The organism is Terriglobia bacterium (genome assembly GCA_020073495.1).
GTDB lineage: Bacteria > Acidobacteriota > Terriglobia > Terriglobales > Acidobacteriaceae > JAIQFD01.
In genome coordinates, this window is sequence record JAIQFD010000008.1 from 41,798 (window position 1) to 61,291 (window position 19,494).

At 63.4% G+C, this 19,494-nt stretch carries 16 protein-coding genes; 12 read left to right on the forward strand and 4 right to left on the reverse strand.

Translation table 11 applies throughout. From position 1 onward, the window contains the following. Window positions 1-113: 113 nt before the first annotated feature. The 10 genes from LAN37_16435 to LAN37_16480 all read left to right on the forward strand — a co-directional run bounded on the left by LAN37_16435 (window position 114) and on the right by LAN37_16480 (window position 11,247). Complete coding sequence (locus LAN37_16435) at window positions 114-1,007, forward strand: xanthine dehydrogenase family protein subunit M (GenBank protein MBZ5648798.1); 894 nt, start codon at window positions 114-116, stop codon at window positions 1,005-1,007. Continuing rightward, window positions 1,000-1,497: a (2Fe-2S)-binding protein gene (locus LAN37_16440; protein MBZ5648799.1), complete on the forward strand. Its 498-nt coding sequence runs from the start codon at window positions 1,000-1,002 to the stop codon at window positions 1,495-1,497. The genes LAN37_16435 and LAN37_16440 overlap by 8 nt, the downstream gene beginning before the upstream one ends. After that, window positions 1,487-1,927 carry an SRPBCC family protein gene (locus LAN37_16445; protein ID MBZ5648800.1) on the forward strand — a complete coding sequence of 147 codons (441 nt, stop codon included), beginning with the start codon at window positions 1,487-1,489 and terminating at the stop codon, window positions 1,925-1,927. The genes LAN37_16440 and LAN37_16445 overlap by 11 nt, the downstream gene beginning before the upstream one ends. Window positions 1,928-1,934: 7 nt before the next feature. After that, window positions 1,935-4,400, forward strand: a complete 2,466-nt coding sequence (locus tag LAN37_16450; protein MBZ5648801.1) for a xanthine dehydrogenase family protein molybdopterin-binding subunit — start codon at window positions 1,935-1,937, stop codon at window positions 4,398-4,400. Further along, complete coding sequence (locus LAN37_16455; GenBank protein ID MBZ5648802.1) at window positions 4,401-5,381, forward strand: 2-dehydropantoate 2-reductase; 981 nt, start codon at window positions 4,401-4,403, stop codon at window positions 5,379-5,381. Continuing rightward, window positions 5,381-6,631: a Xaa-Pro peptidase family protein gene (locus LAN37_16460; GenBank protein MBZ5648803.1), complete on the forward strand. Its 1,251-nt coding sequence runs from the start codon at window positions 5,381-5,383 to the stop codon at window positions 6,629-6,631. The genes LAN37_16455 and LAN37_16460 overlap by 1 nt, the downstream gene beginning before the upstream one ends. 8 nt (window positions 6,632-6,639) lie before the next feature. Then, window positions 6,640-7,911 carry a M20/M25/M40 family metallo-hydrolase gene (locus LAN37_16465; protein MBZ5648804.1) on the forward strand — a complete coding sequence of 424 codons (1,272 nt, stop codon included), beginning with the start codon at window positions 6,640-6,642 and terminating at the stop codon, window positions 7,909-7,911. Window positions 7,912-7,928: 17 nt separating this feature from the next. Beyond that, entirely contained in the window at window positions 7,929-9,095 is a 1,167-nt protein-coding gene (locus LAN37_16470; GenBank protein ID MBZ5648805.1) for a M24 family metallopeptidase, read from the forward strand. A gap of 55 nt (window positions 9,096-9,150) precedes the next feature. Continuing rightward, window positions 9,151-10,074: a 2-dehydropantoate 2-reductase gene (locus tag LAN37_16475; protein MBZ5648806.1), complete on the forward strand. Its 924-nt coding sequence runs from the start codon at window positions 9,151-9,153 to the stop codon at window positions 10,072-10,074. Between the two features lie 72 nt (window positions 10,075-10,146). Continuing rightward, window positions 10,147-11,247 carry an LLM class flavin-dependent oxidoreductase gene (locus tag LAN37_16480; protein MBZ5648807.1) on the forward strand — a complete coding sequence of 367 codons (1,101 nt, stop codon included), beginning with the start codon at window positions 10,147-10,149 and terminating at the stop codon, window positions 11,245-11,247. A gap of 72 nt (window positions 11,248-11,319) precedes the next feature. Here the strand turns inward: LAN37_16480 and LAN37_16485 are convergent, their stop codons facing one another. The 3 genes from LAN37_16485 to LAN37_16495 form a co-directional block, all read right to left on the reverse strand. Then, the gene (locus tag LAN37_16485; GenBank protein MBZ5648808.1) at window positions 11,320-12,528 is read right to left on the reverse strand and encodes a hypothetical protein; all 1,209 of its coding nucleotides are present in this window, start codon (window positions 12,526-12,528) and stop codon (window positions 11,320-11,322) included. Between the two features lies 1 nt (window position 12,529). Further along, window positions 12,530-13,384, reverse strand: a complete 855-nt coding sequence (locus tag LAN37_16490; protein ID MBZ5648809.1) for a fumarylacetoacetate hydrolase family protein — start codon at window positions 13,382-13,384, stop codon at window positions 12,530-12,532. Window positions 13,385-13,552: 168 nt separating this feature from the next. Beyond that, window positions 13,553-14,293: a tryptophan 2,3-dioxygenase gene (locus tag LAN37_16495; GenBank protein MBZ5648810.1), complete on the reverse strand. Its 741-nt coding sequence runs from the start codon at window positions 14,291-14,293 to the stop codon at window positions 13,553-13,555. Window positions 14,294-14,413: 120 nt separating this feature from the next. Here LAN37_16495 and dinB point away from each other — a divergent pair, with 120 nt between their 5' ends. After that, window positions 14,414-15,622 carry a DNA polymerase IV gene (gene dinB, locus LAN37_16500; protein ID MBZ5648811.1) on the forward strand — a complete coding sequence of 403 codons (1,209 nt, stop codon included), beginning with the start codon at window positions 14,414-14,416 and terminating at the stop codon, window positions 15,620-15,622. 87 nt (window positions 15,623-15,709) lie between these two features. After that, the gene (locus tag LAN37_16505) at window positions 15,710-17,050 is read left to right on the forward strand and encodes an MFS transporter (GenBank protein MBZ5648812.1); all 1,341 of its coding nucleotides are present in this window, start codon (window positions 15,710-15,712) and stop codon (window positions 17,048-17,050) included. A gap of 196 nt (window positions 17,051-17,246) precedes the next feature. On the opposite strand, the gene LAN37_16510 is transcribed toward LAN37_16505, so the two are convergent. After that, window positions 17,247-18,761: a hypothetical protein gene (locus tag LAN37_16510; GenBank protein MBZ5648813.1), complete on the reverse strand. Its 1,515-nt coding sequence runs from the start codon at window positions 18,759-18,761 to the stop codon at window positions 17,247-17,249. Window positions 18,762-19,494: the final 733 nt, after the last annotated feature.

A 19,494-nucleotide genomic window follows, 5' to 3' on the forward strand; every position in this document is an offset into this window, starting at 1 on the left:
TTGGGGACGTTCATTCTACACGGCGTGTTAATTATTGGTCGGAGTGCTGATGACCTCCCTCTGAATTAGAATGTTCGCCCACTGGGAGAGGATGGCGGTACCAAAAGGGGACCATGTATCCACGCACATTCCAGTACCACCGTGCGGCTTCGCTGACGGAAGCGGCCGGCTTGCTGGCCGGCCTGGGGGAAGACGCCAAGCTGCTGGCCGGCGGGCAAAGCCTCATCCCGCTGATGAAGCTCCGGTTCGCCAATCCCGCGCACCTGATCGATCTGAACTTCATTCCTGGCACATCTTTCATCAAGCAGCAGAACGGCGCCCTCCACTTCGGGGCCATGACGCGCCACGCGGAGATCGAGGATTCTCCGGTCGCGGCCGTGGTTCCCATCATTCAGGACTGCGCCGCCGGCATCGCTGACGTGCAGGTACGGAACCGCGGGACCATCGGCGGCTCGATCGCTGAAGCCGATCCCAGCGGTGACTGGGCGGCATGCCTGCTGACCCTGCCGACCGAGGTGCGCTGCGTCAGTCCTCGCGGCGAGCGCACTGTGCCCCTGGCGGAGTTCATCACCGACGCCTACACCACGGTGCTGGCGAAGGATGAGGTGGTGAGCGAGATCGTGGTGAAGGTCCCCACGAAGAACAGCGGCGGGTGCTACCTGGCGTTCAAGCGAGCAGCACCCGTGTACCCCAGCGCCGCAGTCGGTGTGCAGCTCGCGCTGGAAGACGGCGTCTGTAAAGACGCGGCCATCATGCTCAGCGCCGTCGGGCTGACCGCCATCCGCGCACGCGAGGCGGAGAACGCGCTGCGCGGCCAGTCGGTCAATGCGAAGAGCATCGAAGCCGCTGCCGAAGCCGCGCGCGCCGCCGCCGATCCTCAGCCGGACATGCGCGGGACGGCCGAATACAAGCGCCAGCTCGTGGCTGCACTGACCCGGCGCGCCATCCAGATCGCCGAGCGCCGCAGCCGTGGCGAGCGCGTCGAAGGAGGCCACATCTATGCCTGACGCGCAGCGCATCGCCATCAAGCTGAAGGTCAACGGCAAGGAATACTCGGCGAAGGTCGAGCCGCGGCTGCTGCTGGTCGAGTTGTTACGCGACGAGCTCGACCTGACGGGCACGCACGTGGGCTGCGATACCACCTACTGCGGGGCGTGCACGGTCTTATTCAACGGCGCGACCGTCAAATCCTGCACGATGTTCGCGGTGCAGGCCGACGGGGCGGAGATCGTGACCGTCGAAGGTCTGGCCAAGAACGGCGAACTGCATCCGCTGCAGCAGACCTTCGTGGACGACCACGGCCTGCAGTGCGGATACTGCACGCCCGGCATGCTCGTTTCCGGCGCGTACCTGCTTTCCAGGAACCAGCAGCCGACGGAGAAGGAGATCCGCAAGGGCATCGCCGGCAACACCTGCCGTTGCACCGGATACCAGAACATCTTCAAGGCGATCAGCGACGCTGCCGAGCGCATGAGGTCGAGCACGCATGGCGATTAAGTTTGGCGGGGAGTTCACGGTCAAGAAAACGCCCGACGAGGTCTACGACTTCCTCACCGATCCAAACCGGTTTGGGCCGCTGATGCCCGAGTTCCAGGGCCTGAGCGTGCAGGACCCGCAGCACTTCACGATCAAGGTGAACGTCGGAGTGTCGTACATCCGTGGCACCGCCGACGTGAAGATGCACCTGGCCGAGGCGGAGCGCCCGCGCCGCGCGAAATACGAGGGCAAGGGCGATGTCGCGGGCGGCGGCGCCACTCTGGTCGCGGGCTTCGACCTGGCGGGGGCGCCGGAAGGCACAAAAGTGGCGTGGGCTGGCGAGGCGCAGATCTTTGGCCGCTTGACCTCGCTAGCCGGCGGACTGCTGGAGCCGCTGGCGAAGAAGAACGTCCAAAAGTTGATCGACGGCCTGCAATCGGCGCTGAGCTAGGGAGCACATGCCAGACGAGAAAAAGAACGGGAACTGGGTGGGCAAGCCCATCAAGCGCAAGGAAGAGGCGCGGCTGGTGCGCGGCCGGGGGAAGTTCATCGACGACCTGAAGCCGGAGCGCTGTCTCTCCATGCGGCTGGTGCGCTCGCCCTACGCCCACGCCACCATCGATCGCGTGGATGTCTCGGCGGCCACAACGCTGCCTGGGGTCGTGTGCACGCTTACCGGTGAGCAGCTCGCGGGGCTGTGCGCACCTTTCATGGAGATTGGTCCCGGTGTCTGCGGCAAGATCAAGGACCTTCCCATGGCGCACGAAAAGGTCCGCTACCAGGGCGAGCCGGTCGCGGCCATCGTCGCGGAGTCGCGCTACATCGCCGAAGACGCGGCCGAACTGGTGCAGGTGGAGTACACGCCGCTCGAGCCGGTCATCGACGCTGAGTTCGCCGCGACCGATAAAAGCATCGTCCACGAAGGCGCAGGCTCGAACGTCATCTGGAATGGCACGTGGGAGTTCGGCGACGTCGAGAAAGCCTTCCGCGAGGCGGCGCACGTGGTCGAGATCGACCGAATGCACTTCCATCGCTTCTCCTCCACGCCGCTGGAGAACAACGTCATCATCGCCAAGTGGGACCTGAAGGAAGACCGCATCTACTTCCAGTGCAACAACTCCTTTCCCACGATCGGTATTCAGCTTCTGGCGCCCTCGCTGGGCGTGCACATCGACCAGATCCGGGTAGAAACCTTCGACATCGGCGGCAGCTTCGGCATCAAGATCAACAATTACCCGCAGATGGCCGTGGCGGCGCTGGCCTCGCGCAAGGCCGGCGGACGCTGGATCAAGTGGACCGAGACACGCTCCGAGCACATGAATTCGAGCGCGCACGGCAACGAGCGCACTTTCCGCGACACCAAGATCGCCCTCGATAAGGACGGCGTGATCACCGCCGTGGTTTCGAACCATCTCGACGATTGCGGCGCTTTCCCGCGCTACGAGCCGCTGGGAGCGGTGATCTGGTCGCAGGTGTTTCCCGCGACCTACCGCTTCAAGAGCGCGCGCATCGAGTTCACCCAGGTGGTCACGAACAAGACGCCGGTGGGACCGAACCGCGGCTACTCGCGCATGCAGCACCTGTGGTTCCTGGAGCGCTGCGTGGATCTCTGCGCGCATGAGCTCGGCATCCCCGCCGACGAGATGCGCCTGCGCAATTACATCCAGCCCAACGAAATGCCCTACACCACGCCCAATGGCTGTGTGTACGACTCGGGGAATTATCCGGGGATGCTGGCGCTGGCGAAGAAGCTGATCGACTACGACGGCTGGCGCAAGAAGCAGGCCGAGGCGCGCAGGGAAGGCCGGATGATCGGCATCGGGATCGGCACCACGCTCGATTCCGGCACCAATAATTTCGGACAGGCGCGCATCGTCAATCCCGACGCGCCCTTCAGCGGCAACTCGCAGGCGGCGAACGTCAAGCTCGACATGTTTGGCGAGGTGGTGGTCGCGGTCGGCTCCGTGCCGCAAGGCCAGGGCCATGAGACGGTCGCGTCGCAAGTCGTCGCCGACGTGCTCAACGTTCATCCCAACCAGGTCACCGTCCGGGCGGGCTTCGACACCGACCGCAATGTTCACACCGGCTTTACCGGCACCTACGCCAGCCAGTTCGCTGTTTCCGGACTTTCGGCGGTGCACGGCGCAGCACAGAAGGTCAAGAAGGAGATACTCAGGTTGGCCGCGTTCGCGCTGCAGGCGAAAGAAGAAGATCTGGAACTCGGTCACAACGAGCAGGGCGGCCTCGTGCGCGTGCGCGGCACCGAGAAGATGATCCCGTACATCGGGCTGGCGAACATCGTGAACACGAATTCGGCGGTCCTGCCCGAGGAGCTGTACGAACTCACGCTCAACTGCCGCTACACCTGGCGCGCGCCCTTCAAGCTGCCCGACATCGCGAAAAAGTACGGCAACCTGACGCTCACCTATTCGGCGCAACTGCACATCGCTGTCGTCGAGGTGGATCGCGACACGTACGTGCAGAAGATCCTCGACTACGTCGCCATCGACGACTGCGGCAAGATGATCAATCCGCTGATCGTCGAGGGGCAGGTGCACGGAGCGACGGCGCATGGCATCGGCGCCGCGCTGATGGAGTCCTGCGTGTACGACGAGTCCGGCAACCTGCTGACCGGGACGTTCAGCGACTACACCCCCATCACCGCGATGAACATGCCGGCGATCAAGTTCGGCTCCATCGAAACGCCGTCACCGCACACCTACAGTGGCGCCAAAGGCATGGGCGAGGGCGGCGCGGCGCCGATCCACGCCCTATCGGCCGCGCTCCAGGACGCGCTGTTCGAGCACGGCGTGATCGTCGACGACTCGCACAACACCGGCACCAGCATCTATCACGCGCTTCAGCGCGCGCGGGCAGGGCAAAAGTCGCAAAACGTCAAGATCGCGAGACGAGCGACCGCATAAATGAAGAGGATATGCATCATCGGGGCGGGCGCCATCGGCAGCTTGTACGCCGCGCACCTGGCGCGTGTGGCCGAGGTGTGGTGCCTGGTCCGCCGCGAGGATCATGCCCGTGCGCTCAATGAGCGCGGATTGCGCGTCTCCGGCACACACGAATTTTCCGCGAAAGTGAAGGCGGAGACACGTCCGGAGCGCCTACCCCAGTTCGACCTGGGCATCGTGGCGACCAAAGCGACACAGACGGACGAGGCGTTTCATCCGGTCGGTCACTTGTTCGACAAAGGCGCGGTGATCTCAGCACAGAACGGGCTGGGCAGCGAAGAGATCATCGCCGCCCACACCAGTGGCAAAGTGATCCGCGGCACCACGTTCATGAGCGGAACCCGCCACAGCGACACGCACGTGCAGTACGAGCTCGATACCGCCACCTGGCTCGGACCATTCGAGCCGACCGGGACGCCGTTCTCCATGGTGAAGGAGGCGGCGGAGCTGATCATCGCCGGTGGTCTGAAGGCCGAGGCCCTCGAAGACTGCAAGCCGGCGCAGTGGTCGAAGCTGATCTTCAACGCCTCCGTCAATGCGGTCTCCGCGCTCACCGATCTGCCGCACTGCCGCGAGTTCGGCGACGAGAAGGACCTTGCGTCACTCGGCCATCTGATGCGCGCCTTGATCGAGGAAGGGAAGCGGATCGCCGCGGCTGCCGGCGTGCAGCTTCACGACGACCCCTGGGAGATGAACAAGATCGGCTGCCAGACCGACCATCCGACCTCGATGCTCTACGATGTCCGCCATCGGCAGCCGACCGAGGTGGATTTTCTGTGCGGCGCGATTGCTCGTGAAGCCGAGCGTCTCAACGTGCCCGCGCCGCTGAATACGGCCCTCTACCGGCTGATCAAGGGCCGGGAACTCTCGTGGGATTGGGAGGGGGACACGCGCAAGACGACGGCCAAACACGCACTCGAATCGTACAGGATAGCCAAGTGATGCCGACCACCGCCGGATGGCCCATCGACCGCATCAAGCTCCAGCGCGTCCACTCGTTGATGAAGCAGCAGGACCTGTCGGCGCTGGTCTGCCGCGCGCCCGACAACATCCTCTACCTGACGAACTATTGGTGCATGAAGGGATATGACGCTGTCGTATTTCCCGCCGAGGGCGATCCCGTGCTGTGTGTCATCGAGCCTCAGCTCGCCGACGCCGAGCGCACCGCCTGGACCAAGAACATCCAGCTCTTCAAGGGGTACGACGAGAAGGACCCGCGTCCACCCAACTTCCGCTGCGTGGACCTGTGCGTCGAAGTGCTGCGCAAGAACGGGTGGATCGACAAGGTCGGGATCGAGTTGACGCAGGGGACACAAGCCGCCGACCGGATGGTCGGCGAGCCGACCGTCTTCTCGCAGACTTATTTCGACACCTTCCGCGCCAAGATGGGGCAGATCGCCGACGCCACGCCCCTGCTGATCGAAGCCCGCGCCATCAAGACCGACCAGGAGATCGAGCGCATGCGCCTGGCCAACGAGCTGGCCGCCGAGGCGATGGATTACACCCGCGAGCGCATGAAGCCGGGCATGAAGGATAGCGAGGTCGCCGCTCTGTTCGAGGGCTACGTCCACGGCGTCGGCGTCGGTTACAAGGGCAAGGTGGAGATGGCGCGCGCGTTCACGCTGGTGTGGTCGGGGCCGGGGATTGCGACCTTTACCGCGACGCGCGACCGCCCGGTGGTCGAGCACGAACCCACGCTGTTCGAGATCTGGGTGTGCGTGGACGGCTACTGGAACGATCTGACCAAGAATGTCTGCATTGGCGAGCTGACGAAGGAGTACAACCAGCTCCTCGATCTGCTGCTGAAGGTCTTTCACGAGGCCATCGCCTACGCCAAGGACGGCGCGGATTTCCCCGAGCTCGACCGCATGATTCGCTCGCGCATCGCCGAAGGTGGATACCCCGGCCAGCCGTCGCATCCGGTCTGCCATGGGGTCGGGGCGCGAGCGCACGAACCGCCGTACGCGCACCAGGCGGGAAAGGGGACCATCCGCAAGGGCATGGTGCTCGCCATTGAGCCGGGCATCTACTGGCCGGGCGGCGGCGGGCTGCGCCTGGAGGACAATTTCCTGATCCAAAAAGAGGGCAACGAGAAGCTTTGCCGCTATCCCGACGATTTCCGGGTGTACAGCGCGGCGCGGCCCCCTCGGGCGCGCAGCGCGCAGAAGCCGCGCAGGAAACCGAGCAAGTGAAAAACTCAATGAAGAAGGCCGCACAACAAAGATCACTCTCTCCTGCGCTGGTGGCGCGCATCCTCGCCCAGATCGACGAGAGCGAGATCGTGCAAATGTCGTCCGATGTTGTGGACATTCCCAGCCCAACCGGCGAAGAGCTAGCGATGGCGGAGTATATGCGCCGCACCTTTAACGATCTCGGCCTGAACGTCACCTGGCAGGAAGTGGAGGAGGGCCGTGCCAACGTCGTCGCTCGCTGGGAAGGCCACGGTCGCGGCAAGAACCTGATGTTCAACGGCCACATGGACACGTCGAACACCGGCAAGGAGCCCTTCCTGACGGGCATCGGATACAAGCCGCACGCCATCGTGCGCGACGGATTCATCTACGGCCTCGGCATCTACAACATGAAGGGCGCGCTCGTCTGCTACACCCACGCGGTGAAGGCGCTGATGAAGGCGGGCGTGAAGCTCGCAGGCGATGTCATCATCGGCTGTGTCGCCGGCGAGATCGAGAAGACGCAATGGGGCGAATACACCGGCCGGCAATATCGCGGCTACGGCGCCGGCACGCATTATCTCGTTAACCACGGCATCCTGCCGGACATGTGCATCCTGGGCGAGCCGACGGACATGAAGCTGGTGCTGGAGCACAGCGGCTCCATGTGGGCGCGCATTTCGACCAAGGGCATCTACGTCCACACCGCCTTCGCCGAGGGACGTGAGCAGCAGAACGCGCTGAACCGCATGTACGATGTCCTGGGCGACGTCAAGAAGTTCGCGCAGGAGTGGGCGAAGAAGACCGCATTCGGCGGCCACAAGGGCATCATCAACCTGGGCTGCCTGCGCGCTGGCGATCCCTGGCGCGCCAGCCGCACCCCTTCGTCCGCCGACCTGTTTCTTGACGTTCGTGTTCCGCCGCACATGGCGATGACGGAGGCGCGCCACCAGGTGCGGGACCTTGTCCGCGGGTTGCAGAAGAAGTTTTCCGACTATGGCATCGAGTTCGAGACCTACGTCTCAGTTCCCGGCGCGACCATCAGCGAAGACCACGAGATGGTGAAAGCCATCGAGGCCAGCCACAAGCGCGTGCTGGGCAAGCTGCCCGGGCGCGACACCGTGCTGTGGTGCTCGGACGCGTCCGTCATGTCGCGCTTCGGCATCCCGACGGTGAACTACGGCCCATCGAGCGGCCCGCGCGACCACCAGGGGGAGAAGGTCGCGATCAAAACGCTGGTGGACATCACCAAGGTCTACGCGCTCACCGCGGCCGAGATCTGCGGAGTGCATTCATCCTGAGGCCCTGAACGAACCGAATGTTCCCATCGCAAGCTGAGATCGGCCGCCGCTACAAGAACCTGCGCGCGACCATGCAGGCGCAGAAGGTGGACGCGCTGCTCGTCTGCGGCAACCAGTACGCCGGGTTCGAAGGAGCGGTGCGCTACGTTTCCGGGTTCGAGATCGTTCACCGCTACGCGTACGTCCTGCTGCCCCTCGAAGGCGAGCCGACGCTGATCTTCCCGCGCGAGGCCCGCTGGATCGGCGACAAGAAGAAGCCCTGGGTGCGCGACCAGGTTTGGCCCGACCTCCCCGGCCGCTGGCTGCGCGAAAAAGCCGAAGAGAAGAAGTGGAAGCGCGTCGGCGTGTATGGTCTCGACCACATCCTTACGGTGCGTGACTTTCGCGAGATGGTGCAGGCAAGTACGGAGTGGGTGGGTTTCGATTTCCATTTCGACATGGCCCGCGCGGTCAAGAGCGACGAAGAACTCGTCCAGGTACGCGACGCCATGGACATCATCGAGGACGGTTTCTGGGCGCTGGTCGCCGCCTACAAGCTCGGCCGCACCGAGGCCGAGATCATGGCCCCCGCGGTCGAGCGTTTCTTCGCCCGCGGCGCCGGATCGCGCATGATGAACATACTGCTCTCGGGCACGAACGGCGAGGCCGAAGCTGCGTTCAAAGTCCCCGGCCACCGCGTGGTCGGGCGCGACGACCTCATGCTCTACTCGCTGGAGATCACCGGCTCAGAAGGCTACTGGGTCGAGTTCTCTCGCGCGCTCATCCAAGGCAAGCCCAGCAAGCGCACGCTGGAGATGAAGGCGGCATACCCCGAAGCGACGGAGGCTGCGCGTTTGCTCATGCGCGAAGGAGAACTTGCCAGCACCGTGCACAAGGCGGTGGCGGATACCTTTGCCCGGCACGGTTTTTCCCTCGGGCACCTCTCCGGGCATTCCATCGGCCTTACCATGCTGGAGCACCCGGCGGTCGGTGCCAAGAGCGACATCGAGCTCAAGGAAAACATGATCTTTTCGCTGCATCCACAAGTCGTGGACCAGGATGGCGCCGTTTGCCTCTACACCCAGGACACCTTCCGCATCGGCAAAAAGGTCGGTGAAAATCTTTCGGAGATCGAGTGGAAGTTTTACGACGGGAGCGAGAAGGCCCCTCAGAAAAAGGCAGCTGCTCGCGCTAGGCGCAGTTAACTGAGTACCGAGTACCGAGTACCGAGTACTGAGTACTTCAGTTTTGAGAGCGGAAATGACACGCATCTGTGTAATCGGTTGCGGAGCCGTAGGCAGTCTCTTCGCCGCGCATCTGGCGCGGCTGGAGGGAGTCGAAGTCTGGGCTTACGACGTCAGCAAGCCGCATGTGGACGCCATCAACCGCGCCGGCCTGCGTTTGAGCGGCGCGGAGGACTTCACCGCCAAGCTGCGCGCCTCTAACGACGCTGCACAGATTCCCCGTTGCGACTTCGGTATCGTGGCCACTAAGGCCATACACACTGCCGGCGCCATAAGGCAGGCGGCCCGCGTATTCGACGACAAGAGCGCGATCTGTTCCGTCCAGAACGGCGTGGGTAACGAGGAGCTCATCGCGGAGCACGTGAAGTACGTCATCCGCGGCACCACATTCCCCGCCGGGCACCTGGTCGAGCCGGGTCACGTCGGCTACGACATCAAGGGCGATACCTGGATCGGCCCCTTCGAGCCCGCCAACACGCCCATGGACATGGTCGAGCAACTCGGCGCGGTGATGACGCGCTCCGGCATGAACACCATCGTGCTGTCCGACGCCCGCGGCGCGCAGTGGACAAAATTGATCTTCAACGCCGCAACAAATCCCGTTGGCGCGCTTACGCGCCTGCATCACAGCGCGGCCACGCGCTTCGGCCCGACCGGCGATCTGTTCGAGGCCCTGATCCGCGAAGGCGAGGCGGTCGCGAAAGCGCAGGGCATCACTCTGCACGGAGATCCGCGCGAGATGGTTCGGAAGGGCGCGCAGGCCCCGGGCGAGCACAAGGCCAGCATGCTTCAGGACGTCGAAGCCGGACGGCAGACGGAAGTGGATTTCATGAACGGCGCCATCGTGAAGTGGGGAGAGAAGTTCGGCGTCCCGACGCCGTTGAATAAGATGGTTTGGCAGCTGGTGAAAGGCCTGGAGCGCTCGTTCACAAACCCGTGATTTGAAGGGGCGCAGCTTCAGCTGCGCCGTAGTGGCAAGCACAAAAATGGGGCTTTAGCCCCTGAGGGAACAATGTCGGTCCCATTCCGCATCGGTGTACTGCAACTGAGCATGGAGCCGCTGGACCAGACGGTCCGCATGGCGAAGGCCTGCGACGCAGCCGGCTTCGACATCTTCTGGCTGGCCGAAGCCTATCCCTGGTGGCGCAAGCACGGCATGGAGGCGCGCTCCTCCACCGCCATGACCGCTGTGATCGCGCATGAGACCAAAAGACTCGCCATCGGCTGGGGCATCATCTCGCCCTACACTCGCCACCCCGTGCAGATCGCCATGGAAGCGCGCGTGCTCCAGGACGCCGCCGGCCCGGACCGCTTCATCCTCGGACTCGGGGCGTCGAAGATCTTCATGAAGGAGATCGGCGAGGGCGAGAAGGGCAAGGAAGTCGGCCCCGCCACCGTCATGCGCGAGAGCCTCGATATCGTGAAAGCCGTGCTCGACGGCGGGGAGGTGAAGTACGAAGGCAAGGCCTTCCAGGCCTATGCGCCACCGCTCCACTCCGATGCGCACGTGCGTCGCGAGCGCATCCCCATGTACATCGCAGGCACCGGCCCTGTCCTGCAGAAACTGGCGGGCTCGCACCCGGCTTCCGACGGCCTGCTCACCGCCAGCATCACCACTCCCGCATTCGTCCGCTACTCCAAGCAGAACTTGGACGAAGGCGCGAAGAAAGCCGGGCGCGACCCTGGTTCGCTCGACCTTGGTTCAGTGATCGTTGGCAGCGTAGACCGCGATTCGAAGAAAGGCAAGGAAGGCGCGCGCGAGATGGCGGCTATGTACCTGGCCAACAAGGTGCAGAACATCAAGGGCTCGGCTGACGTGCTGCTGCAGAGCGCGAATCTCACGTTCGAGGAGCTGCAACCGATCGCAGATGCCATGGAACGCGGCGGGCGCAAAGCTGCCGCTCAGGCAGTGACCGATTCCATCCTGGCCAAGGCCTGCGCCATCGCGGGAACGCCCGATGAGTGCATCCAGCGTATCGAGGAGTACCGCGCCGCCGGATGCACCAACATCATGCTCGAGATCTGGGGCGACAACCGCGAGCAGCAGGCGCGCCTGTTCGGCGAGGCCGTTCTGCCCCACTTCCGCAGGTACGGCGTTGGGCAGGGAAGATAAAAAAATCTCGCCACAGAGATACACAGAACACAGCGAGATCATGGAATGACTTCCTCTGTGACTCTGCGGTGATCATTTCGTTGCAGACTTGGCGGAAGTTCGGCGAACGATCTCGCGAAATTCGTCGTCGGTCACCAGCCCGCGCTTCTCGATGCCGCGTTGCTTGACGGCGGCGAGCACAGCCATCCGTTGTTCCTGCGGGACCTGCAGGTCCAGTTCCTTGGCTTTGATGTCGATCGAATCGATTCCGCTCTTCTTGCCCAGGACCAGCTCGCGCCGGGCCTGCACCAGCTCGGACGAATAGGGCTCGATGGCCTCGGGGATGTGGAACTGCGTGGCCACCGCGCCGCTCTCGCGCATGAACAGCGTTTCGCCGACCACGGGCTTCCACGGCTCGAGCTGGTATCCGGAGAGCTTGCGCACCGTCTCCGAAACCTCGCGCGCCTTGGCCAGGTTCAGCGCCACCGGCACGCCGTACACGCACTTCAGGGCCAGCGCGACCTCCGCAATGTCCGCATTCCCGGCGCGCTCGCCCATGCCGTTGATCGTTCCCTGGATCCAGGACGCGCCCGCGCGCACCGCGGCCACCGCGCTCGCCGTCGCCATGCCGAAGTCGTTGTGGCCGTGGAAGTGGATGGGCATCTCCGGCCCCACCCACGACCGCACCTGGCTGACCAGGTAGAACACCGCCTCCGGCCCGCAGACACCGATGGTGTCCACCACCACGATCTCGGCCGCTCCGGCTTCGATCGCTGTGAGATACGCCTTGCGCAGGAATTCGAGATCGGCGCGTGTGCCATCCACGGGGAAAAAGGCCACCCGGATCCCGTGTTCCGTGGCGAACTTGATGGCGTTGGTCAGCCGCTGCAGGGCCTGTTCGCGGCCGATCCCGTATGCGTTCAACTTGAGGTCGCTGGTCGGGACCTCGATCACCGTTGCCTTTACCCCGAGCTTGATGAGTTCCTCGATGTCGGCGGCGACGGCGCGCGCAAAGCCCCATACCTCGGCCTTCAGGCCGGCGTGCGACACCAGCTTGATGGCCTCGGCATCGTCCGCCGACACGCGCGGGAAGCCGGCCTCGATGCGGCCGACCCCCAGTTCGTCCAGCTTGCGCGCGATCTCCAGCTTCTGCTGCGGTGTGAGCACAACGCCAACAGTCTGCTCGCCATCGCGCAACGTGGTGTCGTAGAAGCGCACCGGGCCGCCGTAGGCGAACTCCGGTCGGATGCCGGGTCGGCGGTTCAGTTCGCTGGTCCAGATCTTGTCTCCCACGTTGGCCATGTTACGAGCCCGCCCTGGCGGCCTTCGGCGGAGGCCCGCCGTGTGCCTGCTCCCAGGAGATCACGGGATTGCGCAGCACGCCGATCTTCTCGATCTCGCACTCCATCACGTCGCCCGGTTTCAGGTACCAAGCCTTGGGATCGCTGCTGAAAGCGGCCACACCGGAGACAGTGCCGGTCGAGAGCACGTCACCGGCGCTGTAGCCCATGGCCGAGTAATGCGCCAGGATCTGCGGGATCTTCACTGCCATCTTGTTGGAGTGCGAGCGCTGCCGCACTTCGCCGTTCACACGAAGTTCCATGGCCAGGTTGTGCGGGTCGGGGATCTCGTCTGGCGTCACGATGTGCGGCCCCAGCGGGCAGAAGGTATCGATGCCCTTGCAGAAGCTGAACACCCCCGACTTCATCTCCTGGCGCTGGATGTCGCGTGCGGTCACATCGTTGAAGATCACGTACCCACCGATGTAGTCCGCCGCTTCCTTCTCCGTGAAGTGCTTGCCCGCCTTCTTGATCACCACCGCCAATTCGAGCTCGTAATCCAGTTCCTGGGTCAGGTGGGACGGGTACACCACCGGCTCGTCGGGGCCGATGATGGCGTCGATGTTCTGGAAAAAGACGATCCAGGGCAGCACGGGATGCGAGAAGCCTGCCTTCTGCGCCTCTTCGTCGTGCTCGCGGAAATTCCCCGCGGTGTGGAAGAACTTTCGCGGGATGATGGGCGCTTTGATCTTCACTTCCTTCGCGCCATAGAGGATGCGTTCGCCCGCGGGGCTCTGTGCCTGCGGGCCGCGCTTCAGGGCGTAATCGAATGCCTTGCGGGCATCCTCGACCGCGCCCTCCATGAACAACTTGCGCATGTTCGGCGGGACGTGCCGCTCGGCCGCGCGCTGCTCGTCTTTCTGCTCCTCGACATCCTTGAGATACAGCGCATAGGCGGCGGTCAGGTCCACGATCTCGCCCGATGGCGTGCGGGCTCCGATACGTCGGCGTTTCGACGGGTCTTCGAAGGTGACGAGTTTCATCGTTTAGCTGTGTCCTTGGGTTTGCTTTTCCAGCGCGGCATTCATCTTGGCGGTGATCTCGTTGCGCACGTCCCACAGTGGCTTGTACAGGACACCGTGTTCCATGCGCTGCTTGAGGATCTCGACGGGCGTTCCCATCGTTCCGACTACCTGCCCGCCGATGATGCGCTGCGCCAACTTCAGATGCTTGTAGCGGAACAGCTGCATGCGGGAATCGAACTCGAGCATCTGCTCGGCCGCGTCGTGCAGTCCGAAGAATTCCGCGTGGCGCCGATAAAGCTCGTCCGGAGTCAGCCCGGCCTTTTCCAATTGCGTGAAGAAAGCTTCCCCCAGGCGCGGCCCCACGTGCAGCAGGGCGACAAACCCCGGCGAATCCAGGCCGCTGCCGTGCCCCAGGCCGGCACGGATCACGTGGTAGTCGTAGGGCGTGATCGTCTCCAGGATGTGCAGCATGTTGATAGTGAAGTCGAGCTCGAAATCGGCGCGCCGGATCAGCCGCCCTGCGTTCGCGTAATCGCCCTGTTCGACATACTCGCGCGCCCGATCCAGCTCCCACGCCGCCGCCTTCATCAACAGCTCGGAACTCTGGTGGGTGACCTGGAATGTCAGTTCGTCGGGATGAAGCATCTCCTCCGGCGGCTTTTGCAGCGCCAGCAGGTCGTCGGTCCTCAGGTAGCGTTCATAATCCGATGCGCCCTTGCCGGGCAAAATGGGCTTGGTCTGGTCCTGTTCGTGCAATAGCACCCCCGATCGATCGCACTATGGTACACGCTGGCGGAAAGAGCTGAACAGACCGGCGATTCCCATTGCACGACGGCTTACAATCAGCTCGTGCCTGCCCCGCGCACGATCTTTCACGTGGACATGGACGCCTTCTTCGTTTCAGTCGAGGAATTGTTCGACCCTTCGCTGAAGGGGAAGGCAGTGGTGGTCGGCGGACGCCCCAACGAGCGCGGCGTGGTTTCGGCCGCCTCCTACGAGGCGCGCAAGTTTGGCGTACACTCCGCCATGCCTTTGCGGACCGCCTACAAGCATTGTCCCCACGCCGTCTTCGTGGACGGTCATCCCGACCGCTACCGCGAGTACTCGGAAAAGGTGTACGACGTGCTCGGTCGCTTCTCGCCCAAGGTCGAGATGGCCTCCATCGACGAAGCCTACCTCGACATGACCGGCACCGAGCGCCTGCACGGCCCGCCCTTGCGCGCCGCGCACGCGCTTCACCAGGCCATCAAGAGTGACACTCAGCTCAATTGCTCGATCGGCATCGCAGCCTCGCGGCTGGTGGCCAAGGTTTCCTCCGACCAGGCCAAACCGAACGGCGTGCTCTGGGTCCTGCCCGGGCTGGAGGCGCGTTTCCTGGCGCCTCTGGATGTCCGCAAGGTCCCCGGTGTCGGCAAGGTCACCGAGAAGCACCTGCACGACCTCGGCATCCACAAGGTCGGCGACCTGGCCAGGCTGGAGGAAGATTTTCTCGAAGAGCGCTTTGGCAAGTGGGGTATGGCGCTGGCAGGGAAGGCGCGCGGAGAGGATGCGGGCGGTTGGTTCGACTCCGAAGTCGGCGAGGGCGAGGGCCCCAAGTCCATCAGCCACGAGCACACCTTCAGCCACGACACCGCCGACCAGCAGCAGCTCGAAACCACCCTCGCGCACCTCTGCGAGCTGGTCGGCCGGCGCCTGCGCGAGCACAAGCTGTTCGCTCGCACCATCCAGCTCAAGCTGCGCCACGCGGATTTTTCGACCATCACCCGCGCCCATTCCGTCGACACCGCCACCCAGCTCGATACCGAGCTCTTCGAGCACGTGCGCACGCTGTTCCGCGCTAACTGGTCCGCTGGAACGCTGGTCCGGCTGCTGGGCGTGCATGCCTCCGGACTATGCGGCAGCGAAGGGCAGCTCGACCTGATTGATGGCCAGCGCCACGACCGCTGGAAGCAGGCGCTCTCCACCGCCGACCGCCTGCGCGACAAGTTCGGAGATGGTGCCGTCGGCCTGGCCAGCGGCATGCGCGGCGGCTTCCGCGAGCGCACCCACGAGAACCCCGCCGGACTGCCCGGCAAGCGGCCCAAGAAGTAAGCAGTTTGTGCGCTTTTGCTGGGGCACGGCGCATCCAATCCGTGAGGGCATGAACGAGTGAGCGCGACCACACCGGCTGATTCTGGGATGGAGCCTGAGCCGTCGCGCCTGGCCGCCACCTTCCGCGCCCTCGCCCACCGCAATTTCCGGCTCTTCTTCAGCGGCCAGTTCGTCTCGCTGGTCGGGACTTGGATGCAGCAGGTCGCGCAATCCTGGCTCGTCTACCGGCTCACCGGTTCCGCCCTGCTTCTGGGCATGGTCGGCTTCGCGGGACAGTTTCCCGTCTTTCTCTTCGGCCCTTTCGGCGGCGCCATCGCCGACCGCGCCAACCGGCACCGCGTCGTCATCGCCACTCAGACCGCCGCCATGATGCTGGCGTTCGTGCTGGCCGCGCTGACGCTGATGGGCACAGTGCGCGTCTGGCATGTCTTCGTGCTCTCAGCTCTGCTCGGCGTGGTCAACGCCGTGGACATCCCTGTGCGCCAGGCCTTCGTGGTGGACATGGTGGGCAAGGACGACCTGATGAACGCCATCGCCCTGAACTCCTCCATGGTGAACGGCACGCGCATCGTGGGCCCGGCCATCGCTGGCGTTCTGGTCGCGGCCTTCGGAGAGGGCTGGTGCTTCTTCGGCAACGGGGTCAGCTACATCGCGGTCATCATCAGCCTGCTGTTCATGAATATCCGTCCCGTGGTGCGCTCCCGCGGCGAGCGCTCGGCGCTGGCCGACATCATCGAAGGGGTTCACTACTCGGCGCGCACCGCGCCCATCCGCGACCTCCTGCTGCTGCTCGGCCTGATGAGTCTGATGGGGATGCCCTATGCCGTGCTCATGCCCATCTTTGCCGACCAGATCCTGCACGGGGGCGCGCGCGGCCTCGGCATCCTGATGGGCGCCACCGGCGTCGGCGCGCTGCTCGGCGCCCTGACGCTGGCCACGCGGCGCGGTCTAACAGGCCTGGGGAAGTGGGTCGCAGTCTCCGCGGCGGGCTTCGGCGCCTGCCTGATCCTGTTCGCTTTCTCGCGCAACTTCTGGCTGTCGGCGGCGCTGCTGCTGCCTGTCGGATTTTGCTTCATGTTGGAGATGGCGTCGTCCAACACGCTCATTCAGGCCATGGTCCCCGACGAACTGCGCGGCCGCGTGATGGCCCTCTACGCCGTGATGTTCATGGGCATGGCGCCTTTCGGCGCGCTGCTGGCGGGCGCCCTGGCCCACGGCCTGAGCGCCCCGGTCACGGTCGCCATCGGCGGGGCAGTGTGCGTCGTCGGCGGCATCGCGTTCGCTGTCCGCCTGCCGCAACTGCGCGCCGAGGCACGCCAGTTGATCGTCGCCCAGCAGGCGTCCGGGGGCGCCCTCTCGGAAGAAGTCACCGGCACCACGCCCCAGGGCGAGATCGCCCGCGAGATTCCCAGCCCCGCCTCGGGCTGACCCCCTACCCCTTGGTCCCACCCTAAAACCACGCCGTAAAGGATGGGGCACCTTCGCGATCTCATTGCGGCAGAGCTATGAGATACAGAAACCCGTGACACTGGGGAGCAGGAGCTGGTGCACGCGGCCGGAGAAGCGCAGTGATCTTGTCGGCGGCTGGCGAGCTCGCGCCTGGGTTCTCGCTCTTCAGGAAGCATCAGTCGATCGTAGGAGCTCTTGCGCCTGTAAGAGCTTCATAAGGAGAGAAGTACTTCAACTTCAGGACCTTCTGCTCACGCAGATACAGGAGAAGAACATCGTCCTCGCTCTCCTGGAGAGCGTCGAGGATCTGCGGAGCAGCGGGGCTAGGCAAACCAGTCAATACGTGCCCCGCTTTCGTAAGGCGCTCGAATGTTTGCTTCTGCGCTTCTGTCGCCACCCTGGTTTGATTCAACAACCTCTTGAGACTGAACAGCCACTCCATGGGAGCGTCTTCCTTCAATTCACTCCGGGCAAGGAAGCGCACGTAGCTTCTCGCAACCGCTGGCATCATCTCGGGGGGAGTGGAATCGATGAGAAAAAGATACATCGCCGTCTTGAGGTGAAACGTGCAGGCCGAACATGGGCCTGAACGGTCCGGAGTGCTCTCTAGCTTGTTCCTGAATTCCTCGATCGCATCGCGCAGTGCTTCCCGGCTGAAGTCGGTTCCCCGCATCGAGCGAAGGTCCTCGACTGATTTCATTAACCGCAGGAAGTCCTTTCCCTCCGGTAAGCGTTCGATCACAGCGACTCCCGATGCTCCCGACGGACGAAGATCAGTGAAATCGAGATGTGGTGATCCCCCCGATTGCGAAAAATCCGCTGCCACCTGATTGAAGCGTGCGGCAACCAAGTCACGATCTGCCGAGCGATCTGCGCATGCCTGGCCGCTCAGGCTGCGTCGCAGAAAGGAGGAGTAGGACAACAGAATGTCATTTCTTGAAAGCTGCTTCTCCCGCGCATGATGCGCCAGCTCTGCCACCGCGTTGGTAAGGCGCGTGTCGAACTCCAGGAAGCCCGCTTCGCGGTCGGTTGCGGTCAGCTGGTTGAGTGCTGCTACGTATAACGAGATTGCCCTGCGCAGCTCTTCTCCCGACAAGTTGGCGCCGATGATCGTCTTCGCAGCGGGAATCAATTCCATGGGCGAAGCGATGCGCCGCAGTCGTTCCTCAAGAATGTCGAGCACGGGTGCACCTTGGTTAGCTCGCACCGAATCATTGTTACCGATCAGCTCACCCAATAGCTCGTAATAGTCGGCCGGATCATAGACGACTGGCGAGGAGCAATCGGTTGAGGGGATTCTGAAGTCGATCGTTCGATACAGCGCAAGCGCCCTGTGTGCTGGCATGAGCATCCGAACGGCGCGTACCTGGATATCAAGACTGGTAAGGTTGAGTACCACTTCAGCCCTGGCAATCTCCCTGTGCCGTACTCGCCCGATCCAGAGCGCGTCTTTCTCCTTGAGCTTCTTCTTAGCGCCGGGCGCAGCCTGGAACAAGGACCGCAAGGTCTGGACCTTCAGCGCATCGTCCGTCACGCGATTCAGAATCTCAAACTCAAGGTCGGCCCGATATTCGATCGGAAGGCGGTCTGCAGCATGAATGAGGTCCCGCAGATCTTTCTGACTCGAAGGAGTTGCTTGGGCAAGAAGTGTGCCCATCAGGACGAGACAGGCAACCATACTGCGGATCATTGAGCGGCCCTCCGGCGTGCGCAAGAAAAAGGGTGAAGCGGGAGGGCTAAGTGCGCTCTCCCGCTCGCAAGGTTCATTTTCCATAGCAGTAGGTAACGCCGCAAAGCGGACACCTCGGTGGTGCATGCTCTTCACAGTACCAATCGCCAACCTGCCAGCAACTCTCCGAACAGATTGGGTATTCAACCGGTGGAGCTGCCACTGCTGCCGGAACCGACAGCGATACCGACAACAGGCACAGTCCTGCCACGAGAATTGAGACTCGGCCCAGAGCCTTTATTTTGCTTTGCATATTGGAACTACCTCCATCTTACGATACGAATGAGGCCTCAATAACGCCATTACTGCGCACCTAGTCCCACTCTGATCTGACGCATGTCATCTGACGTGAGTACCCCGACCCACGCTCCGTCTACACGGCCGCCCGGGCCGAGGAGGACCGTGGTCGGCGTTACCAGGGGGCTGGCCCACCCTTTCGGTACTCCGAAAGATTCGGGGGTGCCCCGCCCTTGTCGCTCGCGCCTTTCGAGCGACAGGGTGGGGATTGTCCTTACAGTGTGAGTCCTTTCTCCCACCGCAACTCCCTGAAAACAATGACACGCGCACAATCTGGATTTGTATAGCTTTAAGCTATGTCAAGAACTTTATTTTTCGTGCCTCCAACCCACTGATCCTACAGGCCTAACCGCCCCGCCCCACCGCGTTCCCTCCTCTTGAACTTGCTATTCTGGAT